We start from the raw sequence: 16,317 nt of genomic DNA, 5'->3' as shown, positions 1-16,317 counted from the left end.
GCCTCCCCCGTTCAGGTCACCACAGGTGAGGGGCCGGCTTCCGGGAGCCCGGGAGGGCGACGTTGGTGCGCCACTCGTGCAGCCATTCAGGCAACTCGAGTTCGGCTGGCTTCGGCTGACCGAGCTCCTCGGCGACCGCTGTCAGGATCTCCTCGTTGGACACCGGGCCGTCGGGACCAAGGAGCCGGGTGGCGACATGGGCCCTGACGTAGACCTCGCCGTCCACCACGAAGCGCTGCTCGAACCAGATGGACTTGTCATCCAGGCCGATGATCCGGGTCTCCAAGGTATAGCGCTGCCACAGGTTCACCGATTTCCGGAAGGCGATCTGTTCGGCCTGCACCACCGGCGACCACTTCTTCTTCCGCATCAGGTCCCAGACACCGGCACGGACCATCAGATCGAAGCGGCCCAGGTCCATGAGGGAGAAGTACATCCCGTTATTGACGTGCACCGCGATGTCCACGTCGGTCGGCAGGGCCCTCAGCGGCAGCGAGGAACTGTCCCAGATGCCCAGCTTGGAGCGGCGCCGCGAGGTGATGAGCAACAGCAGGGTACGGAAGATCAGGTGCATGACCTCATCGTGCCAGCAATGTTACTGACAAGTAAAACAGGGGCGACGACCCGCCGGGCCACCCGCACGCTGACCCGATCTAGGCGAAGGCGCTGAACCCGGTGAGGTCGCGGCCGATCAGCAGAGCCTGGACGGACTCCGTGCCCTCGTAGGTATGGATCGCCTCGATATCCGCCTGGTGGCGGATGACCCCGTTCTCGAGCAGGATGCCATTGCCGCCGAGCATGTCCCGGGCCTCGGAGGCGATCAGGCGGGCGGTGCGGGTGTTGTGGTATTTCGCCAGGGAGGCCTGGGTGGGCCGGAGGAGACCCTCGGACTCGAGGTGGGCCAGGTTCACGCAGTACATCTGCATGGCCACCAGGTGGGAGAGCAACCGGGTCAGCTTCTCCTGGACCATCTGGTGCTGGGCCAGCTTCTTGCCGAACTGCACCCGCTGTTGCGAGTAGGCCAGCGCAGACTCGAAGCAGGCCGTGGCATGGCCGAGCGCGGACCACGCCACGCCGGCGCGGGTGGCATAGAGGACCCTGGAGGTGTCCTTGAACGAGTGCGCGCCGGGCAGCAGGGCCTCCGCAGGCAGTTCCACGTCATCCAGGTGGATCAGAGCCTGGTCGATGGCACGCAACGCACCCTTGCCGGCGATGACCTCGGCCCGGTAGCCCGGGGTCTCCTGCGGGACGAGGAAGCAGCGGACCGCTCCGTGGTCCTCCTCGCCCTCCGAGTCCACGCGCGCCCAGACGAAGGTCACGCCGCCCGAGGCCCCGTTGCCGATCCACTTCTTGGCGCCCCGCAGCACCCAGCCGGCCCCGGTGCGGGTGGCCCGGGTGGCCAGTCCCGAGGAGTCGGAACCGTGGTCCGGTTCGGTCAGAGCAAAGGATCCGAGCACCTCCCCCGAGGCGATGCGCTTCACGTACCGCTCCTGCTGCTCCTGACTGCCGAAGTACACGAGGGTGCGCAAGGCGAGCCCACCCTGGACCGCCAGCACGGTGCCCAGGGAGCCATCCACGCGGGAGAGCTCCATGTTGACCAGGCCGGTGGCCAGCGGGGAGAACTGCTCCAGGTCCGGGTGGGTCAGCCCATCGTTGAACAGCTGGTGGCGCCCGAGGCTGGTGGCCGCCTCGATCGGGTATTCATGACGGTCCCAGCCCTCAGCCATCTGATCAGCGACGGCGGTGGCAGCCTTGCGCGTCCGCTCCCAGATCTCGCGGTCCGCGGCGGGGATGGCCCGGAAGGCGCCGTAGTAGTCGATGTCCAGCGGGCTGGTGACGTCATAGGCGGGTTCGGTGGCGCCGGGGAACGGTGATCCGGCGGCGTCGGGCGCACGCTCGGTGCGGGCAGGGATCTCGGTCATCCCCTCAGCATAGGTGGGACTGCGTGTCAGATCCAGTGGCACTCAATTTCAACTGGAGGCGTTCGACTCCAGCGCCTGGCGGACTCGGCGCAGCACCTCGCCCGAGGGCATCGTCGTGGGAAAGCTGGCGACCACCACCTGGCCGGGCACGAGGGCGGGGTCCGGAACCCGGCCGGAGCCGTCGGCGAGGTCCGCACCCGCTGCCGCGCCGGCGTCGTCCGCGGGGTGCGGTGCATGTCCCGGACCGGCCCCCGTCTCGGCATCCGCCGGAGAACCCACCCCGAAACGCAGCCGGACCATGGCCAGCGCACGGTCCAGCGCCTCCGCGTACCGCGCGGTGACCTGGGCGCCCGCTTCCCTGTCACCGTTGCCGGCAGTGCCCCCGCTGCCCTCCATATCCCCACTGTCACCATTGCCCTCGTCGCCACCGCTGCGGACGGCCTGGCGCAGGAAGTGGTTGTGGGTGGCCGTGACGAGGGCGGCGAAGCCGATGGCGTCCACGGGCTCCAGGCCGGGCACGGTCCGGCGCAGATGCCCGGAGAAGAGCTGCTCGTAGCGGCGTTCCGTGACGATCTCGCGGTCGCGCAGGGCCTGCACCCCGCCGACCACGGCGTACCGGCGGCGCGCCAACTCCAGGTCCTCGGACAGGTGCGCGAAGACCCGCTCCGAGGCGGCGCACACGGTGGTCCAGGGGTCACTCTGCTGCTCGTCCATCCACGCGGCGAGCTCCTCGATCAGCGGCGGGTGGTCCGCGAAGACTGCGTCCTCCTTGCCACCGACCTGACGGAAGTACGTGGAGCGGGACAGCCCGGCGGCGCGTGCCAGGTCGTCCACGCTGGTGGCCTCGAAGCCCCGCTCGCTGAAGAGCTCCACGGCGGCCTCGACCACCAGGGATCGGACCTCGACGGATCGGGACTGCGCAGGTTCTAGAGTCATGCGCCCGACTCTATCCAGCCCCGCCCCGCCTTCCCCCCTACACTCCCATCCGGAGTGGTCAGAGCAGGTGGTCGGTCAGATGGTCCGGGGTGCCGAAGCGGTGGGCCGTGATCGAGATGGCCTGCTCATGCACGAAGGGCAGCAGCTCCACATCGCCGGCCGAGACCACGGGATTTGCGTAGACGGCCACGTCCGGCGAACCGTCAAGGGCCTCATGCAGGGCCAGCACGGCCGCACGGGACGCCTCGGCCCCTGCCTCAGCCCCGGTTCGGGAACGCGACCCGGCCCCTGAACCGGACTCGCTCCAGTCCAGCACCAGGCGAATGCGCGGGTCGCCGCCGGAGGGCGCCGACGGCGGCAGCTGGGTCAGCTGCGCGGCCCGGGCGTGGAACGCCACCGTGTCCTCGATCCGCACCTCCACCTGCGGATCCCCGGCCAAGATCTGCCCGACGCCGGCCGGCAGTTCCTCCGCCACGCTCACCGTGAGCGGTGCCCCGGTCCGACGGCCGGCCATGATCACGCGCAGCAGGTGCACCAGCGGGCCAGACTCCCAGCGGATGGTCACCGGGACCGGACGGTGGCGCAGCACGTTGCGCTCCGCCATCAGTCCGGAGATGTCCGTGGCCAGGCCGAAGCCCTCGTTCCACGCCTGCTCGTCCAGGCCGGCGGCGCCGGCCAGCCATGCGCGGTCCTCGGCATCCAGACCTGCGGCGTCGGCCCACACCGATCCTGCCGAGTCAGCCTGATTGTCGCTGTGGCTAGGCAGGAGGTCTGTGGCCGGAGAAGCGGCTGCCGGGGCGTCCGTCCAGGACCCCAGTCCATGCAGGTAGTGCGGGCCACCCGCCTTGGTGCCGGCGCCGACGGCGGAGCGCTTCCAGCCACCGAAGGGCTGGCGTCGGACGATCGCGCCGGTGATGCCGCGGTTGACGTAGAGGTTGCCGGCATTCACCGTCTCCAGCCAGGTCCCGATCTCGTCCGGGTCCAGGGAGTGGATTCCGGAGGTCAGGCCGTAGTCCACGGCGTTGACGAGCTCGATGGCGTCCTCGAGCGTCTCAGCGGTCATCACGCCGAGCACGGGCCCGAAGTACTCGGTGAGGTGCGCGTCCGAGCCCGGGCGGACCCCGGCACGGATGCCGGGGCTCCAGAGCCGCCCGGTCCCGTCCAGTTGACGCGGTTCCAGTGCCCAGGTCTCTCCGGTGCCCAACTCGGTCAGGCCCCGCTGCAGCTTCTCCCCCGGGACCTCGATCACGGGGCCCATCTGCGAGCGCGGGTCCTCCGGGTAGCCCACGGTCAGGGAGTTCACGGCGTCCACCAGCTGGCGGTGGAAGCGCGGGGAGGTGGCCACGGAGCCGACGAGGATCACCAGGGAGGATGCCGAGCACTTCTGCCCGGCGTGGCCGAACGCGGAGGTCACCACGTCCTTGGCGGCCAGGTCCAGATCGGCACTCGGGGTCACGATGACCGCGTTCTTACCGGAGGTCTCGGCGAGCAGCGGCAGGTCCGGGCGGAAGGAACGGAACAGCTTGGCCGTCTCGTAGCCGCCGGTCAGGATGACCCGCTCCACGTCCGGGTGCGCGATGAGTCCCTCACCAAGCTCGGCCTCCTGCTCCGGATCGATGCTGATGAAGCTCACCACGTCCGAGGCGAGCGTCCCGGCCTCCTCGGCACTGACGCCGTCCAGGGCGGTGAGTCCAGCCACAAGGCCCTCACGAATGGATTCAAAGACGACGGCCCCGGTCCGGACCGACTGCGGGGCCGGCTTGAACACCACAGGAGCCCCAGAGGCCAGCCCGGCGAGCACGCCGCCCGTCGGGATGGCCACGGGGAAGTTCCACGGGGGGATGACGAGCACGAGCTTGGACGGGTGGAACTGGGCGCCGGGCACCTCGTCGAGCCCGCGGGCCAGCCGGCCGTAGTACCGCGCGAAGTCGATGGCCTCGGAGACCTCCGGATCACCCTGGTCCAGCGTCTTGCCGGTCTCGGCGGCCGCCACCTCGAGCAGGTCCGCTCGGTGCGCCTCGAGGGAATCGGCCACGGCGCCCAGCACGCGCTCCCGCTCGGCTCCGGTCAGGCTCGCCCAGGCATCGCCCGCCGCAACGGCCTTCCCGACGGCGGCCTGCACCTGGTCCGGTGAGGTCACCGTGGCGGCGGCCACGGTTTCGGTGCCGAGCGTGGATCCCGGGATGTTGGCGGTGATGGACTGCCCCCAGTCGCGGTTTGCCGCGAGCGACGGGTCGGTGTCCGGGGTGTTGGCGAAGCCGTCCACGGGCTCCGGCACCGGGCCGCGCGCCACGTCGAGAGCCGCAGCCTGCCGGTTCTGAGTGCGGGCCGGCGTCGGGATGGCGGTGTCCAGGTCCTCGAGCGAGGCCACGAAGCGGTCCTGCTCACGGGCGAAGAGTGCCGGATCCGTGTCCAGTTCGAAGACGGCGGACATGAAGTTCTCCTGGCTGGCCCCCTCCTCGAGGCGGCGGATCAGGTAGGAGATGGCCACGTCGAACTCGTGCGGGTGGACCACCGGCGTGTAGAGCAGCAGCGAGCCGACGTCCTGGCGGACGGCCTCGGCCTGACCGGTGGCCATGCCCAGCAGCATCTCGAACTCGACGTCCGGGCTGCGGCCACCCTGCTCCCACTGCGTGGTGAGCCCGCGTTCCTGCACCAGCAGCCAGGCCAGCGCGATGTCGAACAGGTTGTGCCCGGCCACGCCGATCCGCACGTTGCGGGTGTGCTCGGGCGTGAGGGCGTAGTTCAGGACGCGCTTGTAGTTGGTATCGGCGGCCTGCTTGGAGGGCACCGTGGCGGCGGGCCAGCCGGTGACGGAGGCCTGGACCTGCTCCATGGGCAGGTTGGCGCCCTTGACCACGCGGACCTTGAGCGGGGCACCGCCGGCGGCCACACGGCGTGCGGCGAACTCCTGCAGGCGGATCATGGCATCGAGGGCGTCCGGCAGGTAGGCCTGCAGCACGATCCCGGCCTCGAGGTCCTGGAGCGCGGGATTGTCCATCAGGCGCATGAACACGGCCAGGGTCATGTCCAGGTCGTGGTATTCCTCCATGTCCAGGTTGATGAACGTGGGGCCGGTGCCGGTGGGTCCATCGGCAGCACCCTGGGAGGCGGCGAGCTCGTAGAGCGGCAGGAGGTGCGCGGTGACCTCCTCGACCGCCTCGTTGAACGCCCAGGCGCTGTGCGGGGCGGTGGCGGCGGAGACCTTGACGGAGACGTAGTCCACGTCATCCCGCTCGATCAGGGTGCGGATGCCGTCCATCCGGCGGTCGGCCTCCCGCTGGCCGAGGATGGCCTCGCCGAGCAGGTTGATGTTCAAGCGGATGCCCTCGGTCCTCAGCTTGGCGATGGCCGGGCCGAGCTTGGCGTCCGTGGCGTCCACGATCAGGTGGGAGACCAGCTCGCGCAGGACCTTGCGGGCCGCCGGCACGGCGATCGGGGCCACGGCGGGGGCCAGCCGGCCGCCCAGGCTCATGGCCGACTTCATGTACCACGGCAGGAAGCCGGGCGTCTGGGGCGCCAGGTCCGCGAGCGCCTCCGCGGCGATCCGGTGGTCCTCGGGGCGCACCACCCGGTCCACGAAGCCGACCGTGAAGTCCAGCCCCGCCGGGTCCTTCAGTACGCCCGCCAGCTGCTTGGCCGAGAAGTTCGAGGGGTGCTTCCGGGCCTCCCGGAGCCAGGTCCGGACCTGCTCGACGGCGGCCGGGGCCAGTGCGCGCAATTCCTCGGGATCCGGGATGGCTGGGTTTGCGGGTTGGGCGGAGCGATCAACGGGGTGGGACGTCATGCTGTCATTGTTCTCCCTCGCACTGTGCGTGACTAGCGAACGTTTCCGGGGAGTATTGTTCGGTTGATCCGAACTGTTTCTGGGGCGTGCCGGTGGCCTCCGGCCCTTGCACCCTCCGCCCACCCGATCCCCACGCACCCGATCCGATCCCTCGTGAAAGGCCTGAGTCATGTTGGACGTCCGCCGCCTCGTCCTCCTGCGTGAACTGTCCATCCGGGGCACGATCTCCGCGGTAGCCCGGGCCATGAACCTGGCCCCCTCCTCCGTCTCCGAACAGTTGTCCCTGCTGGAGCGGGAGACCAAGACCGAGTTGTTGCGCCGAGTCGGGCGGAACGTGCAACTCACGGAAGCGGCGATGGCCCTCGTGGAACGGGTGGAGCCGATCCTCGGTGCCCTCGAGGAAGCCGAGACAGCTCTCATCTCAGCCGGATCGGCCGGTGGCGCCATCAGTGGGCGCGTGCGCCTGGCGGTGTTCCAGTCCGCGGCCCTCGTCCTGATCCCGCCGGCCCTGTCCCTGCTGCGTGAGCGCCATCCCGCTCTGCGGCTGGAGATGGTCCAGTACGAGCCGGAGCGCGCGCTGCATGAGACGTGGGCCCGGGACTTCGACGTGGTGGTCGCCGAACAGTATCCCGGACATTCGGCACCGCACTGGCCGGGTCTGGACCGCCGCCAGTTGGTGAAGGACGAGCTGCAATTGGCCGTTCCGGCCGCGCTCACGATCGACGGCCAGCCCCTGCCGGCCGGGGAGGAACTGGCCACCCTGCTGCAGCACCGGCCGTTGCCCTGGGTCATGGAGCCGCGGGGCACGGCCACCCGGCACTGGGCCGAGCAGCTGATCCGGTCTGCCGGCCACGAGCCGGACGTCCGCTTCGTCTCGGCGGACCTGCAGTCCCACGTGAAGCTCGTCGAGTCCGGCAATGCCGTGGCACTGCTGCCCGGCCTGACCCTGGTGGACCACCCTCAGCGGCTGCGCCGGATCTCCCTGCCCGGGCGGCCGTTGCGCACCGTCTTCACGTCCATCCGATCCTCGTCGGCTCGGTCTCCGGCCGTCGTCGCCGTCCGTGCCGCCTTGGAGGAGGCGGCGCAGCCGCTGGATGCTGAGACCGGCTGATAACGAACAGGTCGCGACCGGCGCGGAACGGGGTCGGGGGGTTGCGTACTCGCATAGCATGGGGGAGTCGGTGGCCAGATGTCCGCTGCCCTGCGAATGTCAGGACCGACGCACTCGACCCCCGTGAAGCACCTGACGAAAGGGACCCATGCGCCAGGATCCGCAGGCACTGCCGCTCGGCGGGGTCGCGACGGACCTGTCCACGGACCAGTCAACAGCGGTGTGGCACCTGCCCGCGGACACCGAGCCGCAGGAACGGCTGTGGATGGCCTTCCCCCGCGACTATGCGCAGATGGGAACCTCCACGTGGGAGCTGTCCGGGGCACGCCGCGCCTGGACCCGGGTGGCGCACGCGGTCATGGACTATGAGCCGGTGACCCTGCTGGTGGATCCGGCGGACCGGCAGATCGTGCACACCTACGTGGACCCCATGTTCCCCATCGTGCCGCTGGCCATGGACAACCCCTTCCTCGGCCTGACGGGGCCGACCTTCACCACCGGTGACGTGAATCCGGCCACGGGCCAGCGCCAGCTTGGCATGATCGACTGGGTCTTCAACGGCTTCGGACGCCGGCCCGGATTCGAGTACCGCCTGGACGACGTGGTGGGCGGGACCATCTCCGACCTCACCAACGCCCGGCGCCAGCTCTCCCTCATGGTCAACGAGGGAGGTGCCTTCATCACCGACGGCGAGGGCACCCTGGTCGCCTCCGAGGCCGTCCTGCTGGACCCGGCGCGCAACGGCGGTTGGACCCGTGAGCACGTCGAGGCCGAGTTCACCCGCTACACGGACATCCGCAAGATCATCTGGCTGCCCGGCGGGCTCACCCGCAATCAGGGGCGGTTCGGCCTGGGCGGGCACATCGACCAGCTCATCGCCTTCGCCTCCCCCACCGTGCTGCTGTTGCACTGGCAGGAGAACCCGGCCCACCCGGACCACGCCGTCTCCGCCCGCACCCTGTCCATCCTCCAGAACGAGACCGACGCCCAGGGCCGGCCCCTGAACGTGGCCACCCTGACCGCACCCCTGGCCGGCCAGGACGACCGCGGCCCCCTCGCCTGGTCCTACGTCAACGTCCTGCCCGTCAACGGCGCCGTGGTGGTTCCCTCCTTCGAGGACCCGCACGACGACGGCGCTCACCAGCTGCTGCGGGCCGCCTACCCGGGGCGCACGGTCGTGCCCATCCCGGCGCAGCGGCTGTACCGACGCGGCGTCGGCATCCGCCAGGTCGTCCTGCCGCAGCCCTCCCGGAAGGTGCCCGCCTAGACAAGGCGTCCGTGGCGCCGGCCGCTCCGTGCCTCACGGTCTGCACCTCTCACGTTGTGCACCGCGATTCCCGATGATCGTGAACATTCCCACTCAGAATGACCGGGACTCTTCACGATGAAAGGGAAAGCCGCATCGGCTGATTCTCCACAGGCCGATCCTCCTGCGTCGTCTGATTCTCACAGGCCGATCCTCCACAGCCGGCAAGATGCTCACAATGGTCCACATCTACCCTCCAGCTGACCGCTCGGGACCTCCCGATCGTGATGTCCTGACTGGCATGATGGCCGCCTCGACAGGATTCTCAACCCCGGATCTCCAGTTTCCACTCGAGGCGACCTCCCCGCAGGCCTGACCCTGCGGGCATCAAGCACCAGCATGGCCGGCTCCGTCAAACGTGCGAAGCCGAAGGGGGCGGCCTGGCCGCTCTTCGGCGAGCGGAGGATTTCTGTGCCACGGGCGTGGAGTGACCTGTCCGCGGCACAGCAAAACCCGTTCCGCCAGCACCTCTTCCCGGGATCCTCGATGGTCCTGGAAGACCTCCGGCTGTGCCTGGCAGACACCTTGCCGCGGCTACCGTGGGAAGACGCCATCGTGGTGGCGGACGCGCTGCTGAGTGGACTGAGAAGCACTTCGGCCAGCATGCCGGCCGCCATGAACGCAGCGATGGCCACGCCGTGGAGCGTTCAAGACCTAACCTCCCTAGCCAACTCGTGCACCACCCAGAAAGCCGCCCACCGCCTACGTCAGATCGCGGCCTTCGCCTCGCCCCTGTCCGGATCCCCCGGCGAATCGTGGAGCCGAGTGGTCATAGACCGGCTTGGCTTCGAACCGCCAGTATTGCAACACCAGGTACGGGCCGTCGATGGTCGACTTCTGGGCATCCTCGATTTCTGGTGGAAGGGACTTCGGCTTGCCGGGGAGTTCGACGGCAAGAGGAAGTATGCGGGCAGCAACAGCTACTCGGGGCGCGACGTCGATCCAGTGATCCTGGATGAGAAGCTGAGATCTGAACGCATCCAGGAAGAAGGCATTCGCTTCGTCCGCTGGATGTGGGATGACCTGACGTCGCCTTGTCGACTGGAAGCCAAGCTACTGCGGGCAGGCGTCCCCCGTCACTGAATGCCACTGAGAACCCACCAGCCGCTCGCAGCAGCCGGCTCAGGGAGCCACTGCCTCAGTCGGTTTCGGGGGTGAACAGCTCGCGGACGTCGTCGGCGGTGATGGTGGAGGAGAAGGCGGCGTCCCCGTCGGTCAGCGAGGAGAACAGTGCTGCCTTCTTCTGTTGCAACGCCAGCACCTTCTCCTCGATCGTGCCTTCGGCCACCATGCGGTAGACCATCACGGTTCGGTCCTGACCGATGCGGTGGGCGCGGTCCACAGCCTGAGCCTCCGTGGCGGGGTTCCACCACGGGTCCAGCAGGAACACATAGTCGGCCTCGGTCAGGGTCAGGCCGAAGCCGCCGGCCTTGAGGCTGATGAGGAAAGCCGGAGCCGTCCCGGTCTTGAACCCCTCGATCACCTTCGCGCGGTTCCGCGTGGACCCGTCCAGGTAGGCGAAGCGGACGCCACGGTCCGCCAGGGCGTCCCCCACGCGCGTCAGGAAGGAGGTGAACTGGCTGAAGATGATCACTCGGTGGCCTTCGGAGACGATCTCCTCGAGCTGGCCCATGAGCGCCTCCATCTTGGAGGACGGCACGGAGGCGTACTTCTCGTCCACGATCGCCGGATCCAGCGCCAGCATGCGCAGCAGGGTCAGCGACTTGAAGATGATGAAGCGGTTCTCCTCCATGTTCTCCAGCAGCCCCAGGACCTTCTGCCGCTCGCGCTGGAGCACCTGGTCGTAGAGCCGGCGGTGCTTCGGCACGAGCTCCACGTGGCTGACCTGCTCCTGCTTCGGTGGCAGGTCCGAGGCCACGAGGTCCTTGGTGCGCCGGAGCATGAACGGCCGGATCCTCCGCCGCAGCCGAGCCATGCGCTTCGCGGCGAACCGCCGCCCGTCCTCGGAGGAGTCCGGCTGCTCGATCGGCTTGGTGTATTCGGAGCGGAACACCGTCGGCGAGGGGAACAGGCCCGAAGCCGTCAGCGAGAGCAACGCCCACAGGTCGGACAGGGAGTTCTCCATGGGCGTGCCCGTGATCGCCAACCGGAACGGCGCCCGGATGGCCTTGGCGGCCTGGTGCGCCTTCGCGGCCCGGTTCTTCACGAACTGGGCCTCGTCCAGCACCAGCCCGTCCCAGTCGAGCCCGGTGTACTCCTCGGATCCCAGCCGCAACAGGGTGTAGCTGGTGATCACGACGTCGGCTCCGGCCGCCTCCTCGGCCACGCTCGTCCCCCGCTTGGCGGTGGTGGTCTCGAGCACGCGCAGGGTCAGCTCCGGCGCGAACCGTGCGGCCTCGTCCTTCCACACGGCCAGCACCGATGACGGTGCCACCACCAGGAAGGGCGGGGCACCGGCCGTCAGCTGCCGCGCACGGACCATCAGCGCCAGGGTCTGGATCGTCTTGCCCAGCCCCATGTCATCAGCCAGGATCCCGCCGAGGTGGTGGTCGTAGAGGAAGGACAGCCACGCGAACCCCTCCAACTGGTAGGGACGCAAGGTGGCCTGCAGGCCCGAGGGGACGGCCGGCGTCGGGATCTCGGCGAGGTCTTTGAGCGCACCCACGGACTCCCGCCAGGCGACCGCTTCCTCGGACTCGTCCGCGAGGTCCTCGAACTCCTCCCAGAGCGCGACGTCGTACTTGTTGATCCGCGGCGCGTCAGACTTCCACTCGCCCATGGACTCGGCCTCGGAGATGAGCTCGCGCAGGCGGTTCAGCCCGGGATGGTCGAGGGAGAAGTAGCTGCCGTCGTTCAGCATCAGGGTCTTCTTGCCCTGGGCCAGCGCCTTGAAGACCGCGGTGAACGGGATGAGCTGGCCACCCACGGTGATCTCGAAGCCGAGGTCGAACCAGTCGTTGTCCCGTGGATTCGCCGCCTCGACCTGGGTGACGCGGACCTGGGGATCGTCCGTCAGCTCGCGGTAGTCCGGGCGCTTGCCGTGCTCGACGACCTTGACGTGGTCCAGCTTCGAGAGGATCGGCAGCACGTATTCGACGAACCGGGCGGTGTCCGCCCCGTGCAGGTGCGTGTTGCGGATGGTTCCGGGGAGCACGGTCACGCCGTCCGTGGCCTCCTCGGCGGCCGCGCGGACCGCTTCCAGCACGGCGTCCTCGTGCTCGACGTCCCGGTCCACGTCCACCCCGCGGGCCCGGCCGGAGTAGCCGGTCGGGGACCAGCCTCCGCGGGTGTGAGGACGCCGGTGCTCCACGGGCAGTTCGCGGCGCGGCCCCCAGTACAGCCAGGACCACTCCAGGGCGGTCTCATGGTTTTTCCGGTGGTCCACCTCGAGCCACAGCTCGGGGGCCGGAACCTCGGGGAACTCCACCGTCCCGTCAGCGCTGTCCACGTCCATGATGCGGGACAGCCGCGGGTAGACGTCGTAGAAGAACTCCTCGGACTCCTCCTGCGGGATCCGCAACGGTTCCGGCTGCTGCAACAGGTCCAGCACCGGGCGGGGGATGGCCGCCGACGCCGACGCCGGCGCGAGCGTCAGGCGCACGGGCGCGAGATGGCGCGGGGCGTCGTCGAGGATCTCGGTGGCCACGAACCCCCCGGCGCCAGCGGCCCGGGCCCCGGGGATGACCTCTCCTGCGGACTCCACGATCGGGGCCACCTCCAGGCCCTGGCCCGGTCCGCTGACGTCCAGCCGCACGGTGGCCGGCCCGGTGAAGACCACCTCACTGAGGATGCCTTGGCCCACGAACTCGACGCCCATGTCCTGTGCCCGCAGCAGGAGTTGCCAGGCCGCTGGGCCGGACAGGGAGTCCAGACGCAGGGTCTCGTCATTGCCGTAGGCGTGCGGCCGCTCGGCGAGGTAGAGGCGGTAGAGCTGTCCGAGCAGGTCCACATGGTCCCCGCGCAACTGGTGGCGCAGGCCGCCGTACTGGAACTTCTTCCAGGTCAGCCCACCCTTGATCCAGTTGTCCCGGGTGCCCCGGCGCATCGGCCGTAGTTGGACGTGCAGCGGGGCCCCCTCCTGGATGTCCGCCACCGAGGCCTCGTTGGCGCCCCAGCGCCGGCGCATCTCACTGCGCGGCTCGGCCAACAACTCCACGCCGATCCCCACCGGCTCCTCGGCGTGGGTGACGGCCTCCTGCCCGGTCAGCTCGCCGAGCACGGTCCGCCAGTCACCTACCGCCGAGCCGGCCTGGGCTCCACCGCCACCGTGCACTGTCGAGCTATTCCCGACGCCGGCACCGTCCGTGAAGCGGTCCACCTCGCCCCATCCCTGGGCTGGCGGGGCCGCATTCGGATCGAACATCCCGGCCAACGGCGCCCCGGGAGCCGGCGGCCGCAGGTGATCCCGGATCGCCAGGGTCGTAGCCGCATAGAGCAGGGCGGCGGCATGCTTGCAGTCGTTGCGGACCGGGCAGTTGCACCCGCCCCGCAGCGGGGTCCATTGGCGCGGCAGGGACTCCGAGGAGGCTCGACCTGGCACGAGGATCGCGAACGTGTCATACGGCAGCGGGTCATTGCCCTGCACCTGCCCGAACAACGTGCGCGGGGAGCTCGGTGCCGATTCTCCGGCACGGTCCGGGCCGGATCCACCGTCCGTCGGCTCCCACAGCAGCCCGGAGACCACTCCCTGGCGCGCGTATTTCTTGCCGCGCTCGGCCGCCTGGGCGCCCACCAGCCGGGCGATGTCCTGGTCGGCGACATAGGGGTAGGAGGGGGAACTGCTCATCCCTCCATCGTTTCACGGCCCACGGACACCCTCAGCCGCTCTCCACAGCGCGCCGATGCTATATCGGTAGTACTCCCATCGCCGAATAGTGCGCTCTGGGGAATGCTCTGAGTAATACTGAATCGCGGACATCACCGCAGCCGCGGTGGACAAACGTGTGGAGGGCAGACATTGAGCGAGGACGACCTACTGGAGAATGACGTCTTCATGTCCGTGCCGACGTGGGCGCCATCCCCGGTTCGGACAACGTCTACGACGTCATCGGTGCAGCTTTCATCTTCGTCAGCCTGCTTGGCGTGTTCTGGTGGCCGGTTGCGCTGACACCGAGGTGGTACCGGGACTGGCTGGCGTGGGGTGGGCCCATGGAGACTGATCCCTGGCCCACGGTCGAGGAGCGTACGGAAGGACGGCGCTGAGCGACTCCTAAGCTTCAGTAGATTCCCGACGACGGCCAGCCGCCCCACCGCGCGGTTCATTCCTTGCGTCGGTCTCGGTGGTGTCGGCCCTCACGGCGCCGGCCCCAGTAGATGCGGACGACTCCGGTCCGTCGCCAGCGGATTCGCCCGCCGCCGGCGCGGACACGTCTCCGAACCCGGTCCCGCCCTGGCCTTCCGCGGCAGGCGAGGCATCCGTGGCGGACACCGGCGCCGCCGTCGCGATCCGAGCCTTGCGGTGCCGGGTCTCCATGCCCTTCAGGTCGGAGGCGATGAAGGAATTGATCCACCGCGACTGGGGATCGGCGTCGATCATGATGGCCTTCAGCAGCAGCGTGGCGGGCAGGGCCAGGATGGCGCCGAGCGGTCCGAGGATCCAGGCCCAGAACAGCAGGGACAGGAAGGAGACGGTGGGGATCACTCCCACGGCATCGCCGGTGAACTTGGGCTGGATGATCGATTGAATGACGAAGTTCAGCACCGAGTAGGCGGCCACCACGGCGAAGAACGCGCCCCAGCCGCCCTCGACCAGCCCGAGCAGGGCCGGCGGGATCATGCCGATGATGAAGCCGATGTTGGGGATGTAGTTCGTCAGGAAGCTCAGCACGCCCCAGACCCAGATCATGGGCACCCCGATGATCGCCAGGGCCACGATGTCCAGGCCGGCCACGATCAACCCGAAGAGGGTGGTGACGACCCAGTACCGGCGGACCCCGTAGGCGAAGGCGGTGAGGGCGGAGCCGAGCTCGTACTTGGCGGTGTTGAGCAGGGCCATACGGCGGTCCACGGCCACGGAGTCCATGGCCAGGAAGAAGACGGCCATGATCACGGTGGCCAGCAGCCCCAGGATGGCGGTGACGTTGGAGAGCAGCGCGGTGACGATCCCGGTGGCCGTGGACACCACGGTGGACATGTTGAGGCCGGCGAGCTGCTCGATCATCATGTCCGGGGTGACGCCGAAGCTGCCGATCCAGGTGATCATGCTGTTGTAGATCTCGTTGAACTGCTGCCCGTACTCGGGCAGGGCCATCACGAGTTCGGAGGCAGACCACAGGATCAGCGCCATGAACACCAACAGCACGACGACGACCACCAGCACGGTGACCGAGGCTCCGATGAAGCGGTGCACGCCCTTCTTGATGAGCCAGGCCTGCAGCGGATAGGCGATGATCACCAGGTTCAGTCCGAGGAACACGGGGCCGATGATGGTCTGGAGACCCTGTACGAATTGCAGCGTGATGACCAGGCCGGCCAGACACAGCACGATCACCAGGAATCGCGGCCAGACGCGGTGCGATCTGGTCTCGGGGGTCATGCCGGAGGCATCTGCAGTGTCCACGTCCGAGAGTCTACGGCGGGCCCCGGGCACGTTGCTCTCAGGGAGGACCCTGAATCCCACCCTGAGAACCACCCGGAGCCACAGCGGCTGACAGCACCGCAGGGCCCGGTTACCCTCGGACCATGATCCGCGACGAGAGCATCCAGGGATACGTGAACCGTCTGGCCTCCGGTGAACCCACGCCGGGAGGAGGGGCCACCGGTGCCCTGCTGCTGGCCCAGGGGGTCGGTCTGCTGGCCATGGCCGCCCGGTTCAGCGACCACGAGGAGCTGGCGGAGCGGGCGGCCACCCTGGCCTCGCGCGCCCTCGCCCTGTCCGATGACGACGAGCAGGCCTTCGCCCGGGTCTCCGAGGCCTTCGGTCTGCCGAAGAACACGGACGCGGACCGCCAGGAGCGCTCCCGCCGGATCCAGGAGGCGATCCGGGCAGCCGCCGTGCCCCCGCGGGACCTGGTGGAGGCCTCTGCTGATGCCCTGCGGATCGCGGAGGATATCTTGGCTGACTGCAACGCGAACGTGCTCAGCGATGTCGGGGCCGGGCTCGGCTGTGTGCGTGGGACGTTGGTGGCTGCGGCGGTGACCCTCGAGACGGACCTGGCCCCGCTGAAGGACGAGGACGCCAGCACCCAGGTCAGCACGGACATCCGCGAGGCCGACCGCCTGACCGGCCACGCCGACGACCTCATCGGCCGCACGCGCCAGCGGATCTGCGGTTGAGGATCTGCGGTTGAGGATC

General features: G+C 69.0%; 10 protein-coding genes. 4 read left to right on the top strand and 6 right to left on the bottom strand.

Annotated features, from left to right (window positions below; translation table 11 throughout):
• Positions 1–16: 16 nt before the first annotated feature.
• The 4 genes from AB0333_RS10305 to AB0333_RS10290 all read right to left on the bottom strand — a co-directional run bounded on the left by AB0333_RS10305 (position 17) and on the right by AB0333_RS10290 (position 6,645).
• Entirely contained in the window at positions 17–574 is a 558-nt protein-coding gene (locus AB0333_RS10305) for an acyl-CoA thioesterase (RefSeq protein WP_366218602.1), read from the bottom strand.
• A gap of 79 nt (positions 575–653) precedes the next feature.
• Positions 654–1,922, bottom strand: coding sequence for an acyl-CoA dehydrogenase family protein (locus AB0333_RS10300; RefSeq protein ID WP_366218601.1), 1,269 nt, complete (start codon positions 1,920–1,922; stop codon positions 654–656).
• A gap of 48 nt (positions 1,923–1,970) precedes the next feature.
• Positions 1,971–2,858, bottom strand: coding sequence for a helix-turn-helix domain-containing protein (locus AB0333_RS10295; protein WP_366218600.1), 888 nt, complete (start codon positions 2,856–2,858; stop codon positions 1,971–1,973).
• A gap of 58 nt (positions 2,859–2,916) precedes the next feature.
• Positions 2,917–6,645: a proline dehydrogenase family protein gene (locus AB0333_RS10290; RefSeq protein WP_366218599.1), complete on the bottom strand. Its 3,729-nt coding sequence runs from the start codon at positions 6,643–6,645 to the stop codon at positions 2,917–2,919.
• Positions 6,646–6,814: 169 nt separating this feature from the next.
• Here AB0333_RS10290 and AB0333_RS10285 point away from each other — a divergent pair, with 169 nt between their 5' ends.
• The 3 genes from AB0333_RS10285 (at position 6,815) to AB0333_RS10275 (ending at position 10,145) form a co-directional block, all read left to right on the top strand.
• A complete protein-coding gene (locus AB0333_RS10285; RefSeq protein ID WP_366218598.1) occupies positions 6,815–7,756 on the top strand; it encodes a LysR family transcriptional regulator in 942 nt (313 codons plus the stop codon).
• A gap of 148 nt (positions 7,757–7,904) precedes the next feature.
• Positions 7,905–9,023 (top strand): agmatine deiminase family protein, encoded by a 1,119-nt coding sequence (locus tag AB0333_RS10280; RefSeq protein ID WP_366218597.1) that lies wholly within the window; start codon positions 7,905–7,907, stop codon positions 9,021–9,023.
• Between the two features lie 378 nt (positions 9,024–9,401).
• On the top strand, positions 9,402–10,145 hold the full coding sequence (locus tag AB0333_RS10275; RefSeq protein ID WP_366218596.1) for a hypothetical protein: 744 nt from the start codon (positions 9,402–9,404) through the stop codon (positions 10,143–10,145).
• 55 nt (positions 10,146–10,200) lie between these two features.
• On the opposite strand, the gene AB0333_RS10270 is transcribed toward AB0333_RS10275, so the two are convergent.
• Complete coding sequence (locus tag AB0333_RS10270; protein WP_366218595.1) at positions 10,201–13,809, bottom strand: SNF2-related protein; 3,609 nt, start codon at positions 13,807–13,809, stop codon at positions 10,201–10,203.
• A 423-nt stretch (positions 13,810–14,232) separates the two neighbouring features.
• Positions 14,233–15,582, bottom strand: coding sequence for an AI-2E family transporter (locus AB0333_RS10265; RefSeq protein WP_366218594.1), 1,350 nt, complete (start codon positions 15,580–15,582; stop codon positions 14,233–14,235).
• A gap of 122 nt (positions 15,583–15,704) precedes the next feature.
• Here AB0333_RS10265 and AB0333_RS10260 point away from each other — a divergent pair, with 122 nt between their 5' ends.
• On the top strand, positions 15,705–16,298 hold the full coding sequence (locus AB0333_RS10260) for a cyclodeaminase/cyclohydrolase family protein (RefSeq protein WP_366218593.1): 594 nt from the start codon (positions 15,705–15,707) through the stop codon (positions 16,296–16,298).
• The last annotated feature ends 19 nt before the right edge of the window (positions 16,299–16,317 follow it).

The sequence above is a fragment of the Citricoccus sp. NPDC079358 genome (genome assembly GCF_040702545.1).
Lineage (GTDB): Bacteria > Actinomycetota > Actinomycetes > Actinomycetales > Micrococcaceae > Citricoccus.
This window is presented reverse-complemented; position numbering and strand designations above follow the sequence as displayed.

Excerpts from the sequence above, each read along its gene's own strand:
- AB0333_RS10305 (WP_366218602.1), bottom strand. The coding sequence starts at position 574 with ATGCACCTGATCTTCCGTACCCTGCTGTTGCTCATCACCTCGCGGCGC.
- AB0333_RS10300 (WP_366218601.1), bottom strand. The coding sequence starts at position 1,922 with ATGACCGAGATCCCTGCCCGCACCGAGCGTGCGCCCGACGCCGCCGGA.
- AB0333_RS10295 (WP_366218600.1), bottom strand. The coding sequence starts at position 2,858 with ATGACTCTAGAACCTGCGCAGTCCCGATCCGTCGAGGTCCGATCCCTG.
- AB0333_RS10290 (WP_366218599.1), bottom strand. The coding sequence starts at position 6,645 with ATGACGTCCCACCCCGTTGATCGCTCCGCCCAACCCGCAAACCCAGCC.
- AB0333_RS10285 (WP_366218598.1), top strand. The coding sequence starts at position 6,815 with ATGTTGGACGTCCGCCGCCTCGTCCTCCTGCGTGAACTGTCCATCCGG.
- AB0333_RS10280 (WP_366218597.1), top strand. The coding sequence starts at position 7,905 with ATGCGCCAGGATCCGCAGGCACTGCCGCTCGGCGGGGTCGCGACGGAC.
- AB0333_RS10275 (WP_366218596.1), top strand. The coding sequence starts at position 9,402 with ATGGCCGGCTCCGTCAAACGTGCGAAGCCGAAGGGGGCGGCCTGGCCG.
- AB0333_RS10270 (WP_366218595.1), bottom strand. The coding sequence starts at position 13,809 with ATGAGCAGTTCCCCCTCCTACCCCTATGTCGCCGACCAGGACATCGCC.
- AB0333_RS10260 (WP_366218593.1), top strand. The coding sequence starts at position 15,705 with ATGATCCGCGACGAGAGCATCCAGGGATACGTGAACCGTCTGGCCTCC.